The 10,260-nt window shown below is 66.7% G+C and carries 9 protein-coding genes; 6 read left to right on the top strand and 3 right to left on the bottom strand.

Annotated elements, in window-relative coordinates; genetic code table 11:
* The first annotated feature begins 2 nt into the window (after nt 1-2).
* From C7I84_RS03975 to C7I84_RS03990, 4 genes are all read left to right on the top strand, one after another.
* Nucleotides 3-926, top strand: coding sequence for an ABC transporter permease (locus C7I84_RS03975; protein WP_106770854.1), 924 nt, complete (start codon nt 3-5; stop codon nt 924-926).
* Nucleotides 919-1,722: an ABC transporter permease gene (locus tag C7I84_RS03980; RefSeq protein WP_106770855.1), complete on the top strand. Its 804-nt coding sequence runs from the start codon at nt 919-921 to the stop codon at nt 1,720-1,722. Before C7I84_RS03975 ends, C7I84_RS03980 begins: the two co-directional genes overlap by 8 nt.
* Nucleotides 1,723-1,750: 28 nt before the next feature.
* Nucleotides 1,751-2,785 (top strand): ABC transporter substrate-binding protein, encoded by a 1,035-nt coding sequence (locus C7I84_RS03985; RefSeq protein WP_106770856.1) that lies wholly within the window; start codon nt 1,751-1,753, stop codon nt 2,783-2,785.
* Between the two features lie 61 nt (nt 2,786-2,846).
* Nucleotides 2,847-4,013, top strand: coding sequence for a serine hydrolase domain-containing protein (locus C7I84_RS03990; protein WP_106770857.1), 1,167 nt, complete (start codon nt 2,847-2,849; stop codon nt 4,011-4,013).
* Nucleotides 4,014-4,143: 130 nt separating this feature from the next.
* Here the strand turns inward: C7I84_RS03990 and C7I84_RS03995 are convergent, their stop codons facing one another.
* Both C7I84_RS03995 and C7I84_RS04000 read right to left on the bottom strand, forming a co-directional pair.
* Complete coding sequence (locus C7I84_RS03995; protein ID WP_106770858.1) at nt 4,144-5,358, bottom strand: MFS transporter; 1,215 nt, start codon at nt 5,356-5,358, stop codon at nt 4,144-4,146.
* A 253-nt stretch (nt 5,359-5,611) separates the two neighbouring features.
* Nucleotides 5,612-5,926, bottom strand: a complete 315-nt coding sequence (locus tag C7I84_RS04000) for a hypothetical protein (protein ID WP_106770859.1) — start codon at nt 5,924-5,926, stop codon at nt 5,612-5,614.
* Nucleotides 5,927-6,063: 137 nt separating this feature from the next.
* Here C7I84_RS04000 and C7I84_RS04005 point away from each other — a divergent pair, with 137 nt between their 5' ends.
* Nucleotides 6,064-6,834: a pyrroline-5-carboxylate reductase gene (locus C7I84_RS04005; RefSeq protein WP_106770860.1), complete on the top strand. Its 771-nt coding sequence runs from the start codon at nt 6,064-6,066 to the stop codon at nt 6,832-6,834.
* A gap of 267 nt (nt 6,835-7,101) precedes the next feature.
* On the opposite strand, the gene C7I84_RS30515 is transcribed toward C7I84_RS04005, so the two are convergent.
* A complete protein-coding gene (locus tag C7I84_RS30515; protein ID WP_245428306.1) occupies nt 7,102-9,456 on the bottom strand; it encodes a penicillin-binding protein 1C in 2,355 nt (784 codons plus the stop codon).
* Between the two features lie 390 nt (nt 9,457-9,846).
* Here C7I84_RS30515 and C7I84_RS04025 point away from each other — a divergent pair, with 390 nt between their 5' ends.
* On the top strand, nt 9,847-10,233 hold the full coding sequence (locus C7I84_RS04025) for a helix-turn-helix domain-containing protein (RefSeq protein WP_106770986.1): 387 nt from the start codon (nt 9,847-9,849) through the stop codon (nt 10,231-10,233).
* Nucleotides 10,234-10,260: the final 27 nt, after the last annotated feature.

Below are 10,260 nucleotides of genomic sequence, written 5' to 3' on the forward strand. Positions count from 1 at the left end.
CGGTGGCCACCGCCGCGGAGACCGCGAAGCACGCCGAGCAGGAGCAGGTTCGCAGGCGCTGGCTGCTGTCGACGCCCGCGCTCATCATCATCTTCGTCGCCGCCATCGGCCCGCTGTTCGTCATGCTGGCCTATTCGTTCATGGCGAAGGGCGACTACGGCGACGTGAAGTTCGGCACCTTCTCGCTCGACGGCTGGACCTCGGTGCTGTTCCAGCGCGACATCTTCGACGACACGCTCGGCCTCGCCGACGCGCATCTGAGCATCCTCTGGCGATCGCTCCGCCTGTCCTTCTACACCACCGTCCTGACACTGATCTTCGGCTTCCCCACCGCCTACTTCATCTCGACCCGGCCGCCGCACACGCGCGAGATCTGGGTGTTCCTCGTCACCATTCCCTTCTGGACCAACCTCTTGATCCGCACCTTCGCCATGCAGCAGGTGATCCGCAACGAAGGGCTGGTGAACACCGCGCTCATCTGGCTCGGCATCATCGAGCGGCCGCTGCAGATCATGCACACCGACGTGGCGATCCTGCTCGGCATGGTCTACGTCTACCTGCCGCTGATGGTGCTGCCGCTCTATGCCAGCATGGAGAAGCTCGATTTCCGCCTGGTCGAGGCCGGATACGATCTTTATGCGAGCCGGCTGCAGGTGCTGTGGCGCATCATCATCCCGCTGGTGAAGCCGGGCATCATCGCCGGCTCCATCCTGGTCTTCATCCCCTCGCTCGGCGCCTATGTCATCCCGCGGATTCTGGGCGGCGGCAAGAACATGATGCTGGGCAATCTGATCGAGCTGCAGTTCGGCTCCGGCCGCAACTGGCCGCTGGGCGCGGCGATCTCGATCACGCTGATGGCCATGGTCATGGTGGCGCTGCTGGTCTATGTGCGCAACGCAACGCGCTCGGGGGCCGGTCATGGCTAGGCGACCCTTCGACATCCGCGCCCAGCCGGGCTTCGGTTTCATCGCGCTGATCACCTTCTTCGCGCTCTACCTGCCGATCGCCGCGCTGGTGGCCTATTCGTTCAATGCGGCGGAATCGCTCTCGCATTGGGAAGGGCTTTCGCTGCGCTGGTTCGTCTCGGCCTGGCAGAACACCGCCGTGCAGGACGCCGCGATCCGCTCCCTCATGCTGGCAGTCTGGGCCGCCGCGCTGGCGACGATCGCCGCCACCATGGCGGCGCTGGCGACGACCCGCACCGCCCCCTATCGCGGCCTGACCTTCAAATACGCCTTCATCAACCAGCCGCTGATGGTGCCGGAGATCGTCACCGCCGTCGCGCTGCTGATCGTCTTCTCCCGCATCAAGGTGTGGACCGGCTATTCCGGCATGGGTTACCTGATCCTCGCCCATACGGCCTTCTGCATCCCGTTCGCCTATCTGCCGATCCGGGCAAGGCTCGAGAGCATGGACCTGACGCTGGAGCGCGCCGCCGCCGACCTCTATGCCACGCCGTGGAAGGCGTTCCGCCATGTGACGCTGCCGCTGTTGCGGCCCGCCATCATCGCCGGCTTCATGCTGGCCTTCGTGATTTCGCTGGACGACGTGGTCATCACCGAGTTCGTCAAATCCGGCGGGCAGGACACGCTGCCCACCTACATGCTCGGCCAGCTCAGGCGTGAGACGTCACCCGAGATCAATGCCATCGCCACGGTGTTCCTGGCCCTGTCGGTCCTGCTGGTCACCGTGTTCTTCTTCGTCAACCGGCGAAAGCCATGACCAACCACAAGACCAACGGAGAACAGCCATGAGGTGGAAGACGACGGCCGCAGCGGCGGCGATTGCGGTGCTGGCCCTGGCGGGAAGCGCCGCGGCGGAGGGCGAGCTCAACATCTTCAACTGGGGCGACTACACCAACCCCGAGTTGATCAAGAAGTTCGAGACCCAGCACAACGTCAAGGTGACGGTCACCGACTACGATTCCAACGACACCGCGCTCGCCAAGGTGCGGGCCGGCGGCCACGGCTTCGACATCGTCGTCCCCTCGGCCAACTACGTGCCCATCTGGGTGAAGGAGGGACTGCTGCTCGAGGCCCGTCCCGACCAGATGGAGAACTTCAAGAACGTGGATCAGCGCTGGGTCGACGTCCCCTGGGATCCGGGCCGCCGCTATACCGTGCCGTGGCAGTGGGGCGTGAGCGGCATCGGCGTCAACACCAAAGTCTATGGCGGCGACATCAACACCTCGGCGATCTGGCTCGACCCGCCGGCCGAACTGGTCGGCAAGATCAACGTCGAGCCCGAAATGACCGACGTGCTGTTCGCCACCATCAAATATTTCGGCGGCGACTGGTGCACCAAGGACCTCGAAGTGCTGAAGAAGGTGCGCGACAAGCTGGTCGAGGCCAAGCCGAAATGGCTGGCGATGGACTACAGCGTCACCGAGAAGCTGCCGGCCGGCGACTACTCGGCGGTGTACTACTGGAACGGCGCGATCATGCGCTCGCGCCTGAAGAACCCCGACATCAAGTTCGGCTATCCGAAGGAAGGCTATCCGGTGTTCATGGACAGCGTTGCCATCCTCGCGGACGCCAAGAACGTCGACAACGCCAAGCTGTTCATGAACTTCATCATGGACCCGGAGAACGCCGCGCTGATCTCGGCCTTCGCCAAATACGCCAACGGCATCAAGGGCTCCGAGCAGTTCATGCCGGAAGACATGCGCACGGCGCCGGAACTGGTGGTGCCGGCCGAGTTCGAGAAGGCGGGCGAGTTCCTCACCACCTGCGAACCGGACGTGCAGGAACTCTACACGCGCATCTGGACGGAAATCCAGAAATAGCAGACGCGGGCGGCGGGACGCTTCCGCCCCGCCGCCCCCAGCACGTGCGATGACACCCGGCATGACGACTGCCTTCGAACAGCGCTACGGCTTCCCCCGCCGCGACGTGCGGCTGGAGAACTGGCGCACCCGCCCCTATTGCACATGGTCGTTCCAGAACGTCTCGGAACTGGTGCCGTCGGCACAGGTGTCGAGCGCGGCGGAGGCCGAACCGGGCGAAGACCCTTCCGATATCCTGGCGTTGACGCTCGACCTTCCGGCCGGCCGCGAAACCGTGTCGGCGTTCCTCGAACGGTCCTTCACCGATTCGCTGGTGGTGATGAAGCGCGGCCGCTTCATCGCCGACCATCACGCGCCGACCTGCGAACCCGCCTCGCCGCACCTGGTCTTCTCGATTGGCAAGTCGCTCACCGCGCTGCTCGCCGGCACGCTGGAGGACGAGGGAAAGCTCGATCCCTCGGCGCCGGTCACCCGCTACGTCCCGGACGCCGCCGGCTCCGCCTATGGCGACGCCAGCGTGCGCGATGTGATGGACATGCGTGTCAGCCTGGATTTCGATGAAGCCTATACCGATCCCGAAAGCATCTTCGCGCGCTACCGCCGCTCCATGCTGTGGAACCCGGGACCGCGCGGCCAGACCTTGCGCGAATTCGTGCTGTCCCTGCGCAAGGGCCAGGGGCCGCATGGCGGGCCCTTCCGCTACCAGTCGCCCAACTCCGACATGCTCGGCCTGATCGTCGAAGCCGCCTCCGGCGAGCGCTACGCCGATCTGCTCAGGACCCGTATCTGGGAGAAGGTCGGCTGCAAGGGCCATTGCATGGTGTCGATCGACGCCGAAGGCAATGCGCGGGGCGCCGGCGGCGTATCGATCACCTCGCGCGACCTTGCCCGTATCGGCGAGATGCTGCGCAACGGCGGCATAGCCGCTGGCCGCGTCGTGCTCTCCGAGCGCTGGGTCCGCGACACCACGACCGGCGGCGACCGCCAGGCCTGGAAGGACGGCGACTTCGCAAAACTGCTGGAGAACGGCAGCTACCGCAGCAAGTGGTACCAGTCCGGCTACGCCAGCGGCGCTTTCATGGCCATCGGCATCCACGGCCAGTGGCTGTACATCGATCCCTCTGCCGAAGTGGTGATCGTCAAGCAGTCGAGCCAGCACCTGCCGGTGGACGATCCGCTCGACCATGAGACGCTGCGGTTGTTGAGGACGATCGCGGAAAGGGTTTGAGGGCTGCTGAAGACCCTTGTTTGCCAACCGTCGGAGCCCCTCCGTCTCGCCCTTCGGGCTCGCCACCTCTCCCCCACTTCGTGAGGGCGAGGAACCTTGGCTGGAGAAGCGCCGGCCGCCTCAGCCCGAGCTATCCCGCCGCCCGCAACTGTTTTGCCGACGGCAGGAAGATGGTCAGCAGGCCGAGCAGCGGCAGGAAAGAGCAGATCCAGTAGACATATTCGATGCCTTTCGCATCGGCGACGACGCCGAGCACCGCAGCCGCGATGCCGCCCATGCCGAAGGCGAAGCCGAAGAAGATGCCGGCGATCATGCCGACCCGGCCGGGCACCAGCTCCTGCGCGAACACCACGATGGCCGGGAAGGCCGAGGCGAGCACCAGGCCGATGACGCCCGACAGCACCACGGTCCAGAACAGGTCCATATAAGGCAGGGCCAGCGTGAACGGCAGGATGCCGAGGATCGAGAACCAGATCACGAATTTGGCGCCGAAGCGGTCGCCGATCGGCCCGCCGAGCACGGTGCCGAGCGCGGCGGCGCCGAGGAAGACGAACAGCAGGTATTGCGAGGCCTGCACCGACACGTCGAAGCGCTCGATGACGTAGAAGGTGTAGTAGCTGGAAATGCTCGCCATGTAGATGTTCTTGCTGAAGGTGAGCATGGTGAGCACGACCAGCGCCAGCACCACCTTGCGGCGCGGCAGCGTCAGCGACACCGGCGCGACCGGACGCTTGGCGGCGTCGCGGCGATAGGCGGCGTACCAGTTGCCGACCTGCCACAAAATGACCATGCCGAGCAGCGCCGCCACCGAGAACCAGCCGACGCTGCCCTGCCCCACCGGCACGACGATGAAGGCGGCGAGCAGCGGCCCAAGCGCCTGGCCGAAATTGCCGCCGACCTGGAACAGCGACTGCGCCAGACCGAAGCGGCCGCCGGAGGCGAGGCGCGCCACGCGCGAGGATTCGGGATGGAAGATGGACGAGCCTATGCCGATGCAGCAGGCGCCGATCACCAGCATCCAGTAGTCGTGGGCCACCGCCAGCAGCATCAGGCCGACCATCGAGCAGCCCATGCCGACGGTCAGCGAATAGGGCAACGGCCGCCGGTCGGTATAGATGCCGACCACCGGCTGCAGCAGCGACGCAGTCACCTGGAAGGCGAGCGTGAGCAGGCCGATCTGCCAGAAGTCGAGGCCGAAATCGCTCTTCAGCATCGGATAGATCGCCGCCAGCAGCGACTGCATGACGTCGTTGAGCAGGTGGCAGAAGCTGACCGCGAGGATGATCGCGTAGACCGTGTTGTTTTGGGCCGAAGTTCGCCCCGCTGTCGCCGCAGCGTCCGTCATGTCTTGGTCCTAGCCGGAATTTCAATTCCGATTCGGCCGGCCGCGCTGGCCGCGGTCGACTTGGTCTTGGGAGTAATCGTCCCTCTACTGCCAATCCGCAAGGCTTGATTGTGTCAGTTGCGGCTGCCGCTTGGGGCAGCGGCAGCGCCGCCCTGACATCCATCCACGCGCCGGCGCAGTGCCATGGGGAAGATTATCTCGGTCCTGGCCGCGGCATCGGAATGAGATGCCGATCTGCTCGGTGCTCGAAAAATCAAATCCCCGAGCCGAACAGTTCCTCGGCGTCCTCGCCCTCCCAGGGCGCCGGCATGCCGGGCGCACTCGCTTCGCCGGTATTGGCCTTGGGCAGCGGCATCCAGCATTTCAGCTCGGGATCGGCATAGCCGACGATGTTGCCGGGGTGCGAATCGGCGGCGCGCCAGCCCTCGATGCCGAACTGGTCGGCCCGCGCCCAGTAGGCGACGTCGACCTCGGCCGGTCCCTGCTCCGACGAGCGCACCGTGACCAGGATCCGCGTGCCGTCCTTCGGCGCGCCGTTCATGTGCCGCCAGCCGGTGGGTTCGCTCATGCCTGCCTCCTGCAACCTCGCGGGGCAGCATAGGCGGGGAAGGCGGTGGCAGGCAACCGCGCCGGGCGTCGCAAAAGCTTGCCGCCGGGCCGGCCGGGGTTATTGTCCCTCAAGGATTCGAAATTCTGGGAGACGCCATGAAACTCGGCTTCATCGGCACGGGCGCGCTGACAGCCGCGATCGTTACCGGGTTGAAATCGCAGGCGAACGAGCCCGCGGCGATCATCCTGTCGCCGCGCAACGCGGACATCGCCGCCGGCCTGGTGTCGCGCTTTCCGGACGTGCGTGTCGCCGCCGGCAACCAGGCCGTGCTCGATCGGTGCGACACCGTTTTCCTCGCGGTACGGCCGCAGGTCGCGCACGCCGTGCTCGCCGACTTGCGGTTCCGGCGCGACCACCACGTCGTCAGCCTGATCGCCACCCTGTCCGGCAAGGAGGTCGCCGCGCTCGCCGCTCCGGCGGAGCGGGTGATCAAGGCGCTGCCCATGCCGATGGTCGCGTCGCGGCAGGGACCGACCATGATCTGCCCGCCCGATCCAAGCATGGCGGCACTGTTCGGCCGGCTCGGCAAGGTGATCGAGGTTAAGGATCCCGCCGAGTTCGACGCGCTCAGCGTCGCCACGGCGACCTTCGCCAGCTATTTCAAATATCTCGACACGCTTCATACCTGGCTGAAGGACCACGGCGTCGCCGATGCGACCGCGCGCGACTATGTCACCGCCCTGTTCAAGGCGCTGGCGAGCGCCCCCGACACCGCGCCAGACATGGATTTCACGCATCTGGCGCAGGACTATGCGACGCGCGGCGGCATCAACGAGCAGGTGTTGCGCGAACTCACGGCAAAGGGGCTGTTCGAGGCTTTCGCCGAAAACCTCGACGGCGTGCACCGGCGTATTCTGGGAGGGTGAGCCGACATGGGCGCGGTGATGTGGGCCGCCGCTATCGAGTTCGCAGGCGATGTCGCGCTGCGTCCAGCACCCCTCATCCGCCGCCGCTTTGCTCAGGGGGAGGGGGGATATGCTGGTGTCTGCCGAGCATAATCGTTGACGGTTTCGCGTTGCATGGCGGCCGCAAACTCCCTTCCCTTGTGGGGAGGGGGGTGCTGCGCCGGCCGACGCTTCCAGAATTTCCACGCATGATTGCCCTACAGGGCAGGGGTAGAAGGGATCGAGCCGTTACTCCACGAACACCTTCACGCTGGCGGCCCGGCCGGCGGCGTCGATGACGGTCAGCGTCGCATATCCGGTGCCGTCGGGCGTCCAGGTGGCGGTGCGGCGGCGCACCGGCTCGGCCAGCGGCTTGCCGTTGGCCAGCCAGCGGAACGGCGCGCGGCCGCCCTGCAGCTTCAGCACCAGCGGGCTCGCTGCTGAGGACGCGGCGCCGAGCTCGACCCGCGCGCCCTCGGGCGGAAAGACGATGGTGGGTGCGGGTTCCGGCACGATTGCCCCGGCGGTGGGAAAAGCGTCCAGCGCGGACCCGAAGCGCCGCAGCGTCACCGGCAGATCCTTCGGCGCGGCGCGCAACGTACCGGCCGGGGGCGGTTGCCGGGACACGGCGGCGAGGCCGGAGCGCGCAAACGCCTCGAACAGGATCGGCGCCGCCGAGGCATAGCCGGCAAGCCCCGGCACGGAGCCGGAATCGGCGCGACCGACCCATACGCCCAGCACATGGCGGCCATCGTAGCCGACCGACCAGGCGTCGCGGTAGCCGTAGGAGGTGCCGGTCTTGTAGGCGATGCCGCGCGGGCTGGCGCCTTCCGGCGGGCGCACGCCGGCCAGGATGTCGGTGACCTGCCAGGCGGCCGGCGCTTCCAGGATCGTGCCGTCGGCGAACGGCACGAAGTCTTTCTCCGTGCCGTCGCGCAGCCGCTTGGCCCGGCCGCCATTGGCGAGCCCGGCGTATAGCTGGACGAGGTCGCGCAGGCTCAACCCCACGCCGCCCAGTCCGATCGCCAACCCCGGCCGCTCGCCGGGCGGCAGCGACGGCACCACGCCGGCGCTGCGGAAACGCGCCGTCAGCCGCGCCGGGCCGACGGCGTCGAGCAGCCGCACCGCCGGCACGTTGAGCGACAGCTGCAGCGCCTGGCGGACGCTCACGTCGCCCTGATAGGCGAGGTCGAAGTTTTTCGGGCGATAACCGCCGAAATCGGCCGGCCGGTCCTCGATCAGCGTTTCCTGCGCGACAAGACCCTGCTCGAAGGCGAGCCCGTAGATGAACGGTTTCAGCGTCGACCCGGGCGAGCGGCGGGCCCGCGTCATATCGATCCAGCCGAAGCGGCCGGGGTCGAAATAGTCGGCCGAGCCGACCGAAGCCAGGATGTCGCCGGTGCGGGCGTCGGCCAGCACCATGGCCACCGAGACGCGCTCGCCGAGCTTTCGCGCGGCGTCCCTCGCCACGGCCTCCAGGCCGGCCTGCACGGATTTGCTGAGGGTGAGCTGATGGCGTGTGTTGGCCGCCTCTCTGGCTTCGCCCTCCTGTGGCAGGGCCGTCGGATGTGAGTTTACCCCCACCCCTAACCCCTCCCCACAAGGGGGAGGGGGATTCGCCGGCGTCTCCGCCGGGCGACAATCTCCGGCGGTTTCGCGCGGCAGGGTTGCCGCAGAGTTCCCCTCCCCCTTGTGGGGAGGGGTTAGGGGTGGGGGTAGACGCGAGTGCCCGCTCCCTTTGATGGCGGGGGCCGATGCAGGCGCAACCGCACCGGCGCGCAGCGCGTCGTCAGCCAGATGGGCGGCGAGCGACGGCAGGGCGAAGCGGGTGGCGGAGACCTCGTCGTCGGCGGCGCGTGCCGCCTCGTGTTCCCCAAGCAGTCTTGCATCGACCATGCGGGTGAGCACGCGGTCGCGCGCCGCCTCCGCGTTGTCGCGGAAGCGATCGGGGCGGCGCCGCTCCGGCAGTTGCGGCAGCGCCACCAGCAACGCCGCCTCCGAGACGGTCAGCCGTTTCGGCTCCTTGCCGAACCAGGCGAGGGAGGCGGCGCGCACCCCTTCCAGATTGCCGCCATAAGGCGCCAGCGTCAGGTAGCGCTCGAGAATATCGCGCTTGCCGAGCCGCCGCTCGATCTGCCAGGCGCGAAAGATTTGGACGAGCTTGGAGCCGATGCTGCGGCTTTCGCGCGGCTCGATCAGGCGCGCCAATTGCATCGACAGCGTCGAGCCGCCCGAGACGATGCGGCCGTTGGCGGCGAATTGGGCGGCAGCGCGCAGCAGCGCCAACGGGTCGACGCCGGAGTGCTCCCAGAAGCGCTTGTCCTCATAGGCGACCAGCATTTTTATGAAGTCCGGGTCGACCTGGTCGAGCGAAACGCCGAGGCGCCAGTAGCCGTCGGGGGTGGCGTAGGCGCGCAGCAGGGCGCCGTCTCGGTCGACGACCTCCTGCGAGACGGCGAGTTTTTCGGGCAGGGGAGGCGGGAAGGCGCGGTCCAATGAGAAGAGCGCGGCGGTGGAAAGCGCCGCAAGTGCCGCGCAGCCGGCGATGCCGATGGCCACGCGTCGGGCGTGCCTGCGAAGAGCGGATTTTTGGAGGATCGGCATCGCCGCTCCTCATTCCCATGCCGCGATTTTCTCCCCGAAGAAGGGGAGAAGGGGTGCCGCGGCCTTTGGCGAAATTATTGCTGACTTGACTTGATTTTTCGTGCCGTTTGGAGCGATATTATAGCCGCTAAAACGATCATCATCACCCACGCTGCCGCACGAGACCTCGATTCCTTGCCGCCACAATCGCGTGCAGCGGTCGGGTGCGCACTGATCCGTTATGCCACGTCCGGCGAAGGAGACGTAGAGCGCTTGCAAGGACGGGACGGCTTCAGGATGCGCGTGGGCAACTATCGTGTGCTGTTCGACGAGGATCGAACCACAGTGCTCGCCATCTACATTGGAAGACGCGAAACGACTGCATATCGGAAACGGTGGAGGAAACGACCTATGTCCGACGTCCAGATCATCCATAGCCCGAGCGGCGATGAACTCGTCGTGCTTCCCCGCGCCGAGTATGAGGCCCTCGTCGCGGCCGCGGCGGACACCGACGAGGACGCGGCCGACATTGCGATGTACGACGCCCGCAAGGGCGAGCTTGCCGGCGACCCGAACCCGCATTTGCCCGCGGAGGTAAGCAGCCTGCTCCTGCACGGACACACCAGACTTCAGGTCCTGCGCAAGTGGCGCGGGATCGCTCAATTCAAGCTGGCGGCCAGCGCGGGAATTACGCAGGGCTACCTTTCCGAGCTCGAACGTGGCCGGAAATCGGGCTCGGCCGAAACCATCGCTGGGCTTGCCCAGGCACTTGAGGTGCCGGTGGACTGGCTGGCCTGACAAGCGCAGGGCCGCTGACGAAAAGCT

The organism is Kumtagia ephedrae, assembly GCF_003012745.1.
GTDB lineage: Bacteria > Pseudomonadota > Alphaproteobacteria > Rhizobiales > Rhizobiaceae > Kumtagia > Kumtagia ephedrae.

Bases quoted from the DNA above. Each gene is read 5' to 3' on its own strand.
- C7I84_RS04025 (WP_106770986.1), top strand. From the start codon at position 9,847: ATGTCCGACGTCCAGATCATCCATAGCCCGAGCGGCGATGAACTCGTC.
- C7I84_RS03985 (WP_106770856.1), top strand. From the start codon at position 1,751: ATGAGGTGGAAGACGACGGCCGCAGCGGCGGCGATTGCGGTGCTGGCC.
- C7I84_RS03995 (WP_106770858.1), bottom strand. From the start codon at position 5,358: ATGACGGACGCTGCGGCGACAGCGGGGCGAACTTCGGCCCAAAACAAC.
- C7I84_RS04000 (WP_106770859.1), bottom strand. From the start codon at position 5,926: ATGAGCGAACCCACCGGCTGGCGGCACATGAACGGCGCGCCGAAGGAC.
- C7I84_RS04005 (WP_106770860.1), top strand. From the start codon at position 6,064: ATGAAACTCGGCTTCATCGGCACGGGCGCGCTGACAGCCGCGATCGTT.
- C7I84_RS30515 (WP_245428306.1), bottom strand. From the start codon at position 9,456: ATGCCGATCCTCCAAAAATCCGCTCTTCGCAGGCACGCCCGACGCGTG.
- C7I84_RS03990 (WP_106770857.1), top strand. From the start codon at position 2,847: ATGACGACTGCCTTCGAACAGCGCTACGGCTTCCCCCGCCGCGACGTG.
- C7I84_RS03980 (WP_106770855.1), top strand. From the start codon at position 919: ATGGCTAGGCGACCCTTCGACATCCGCGCCCAGCCGGGCTTCGGTTTC.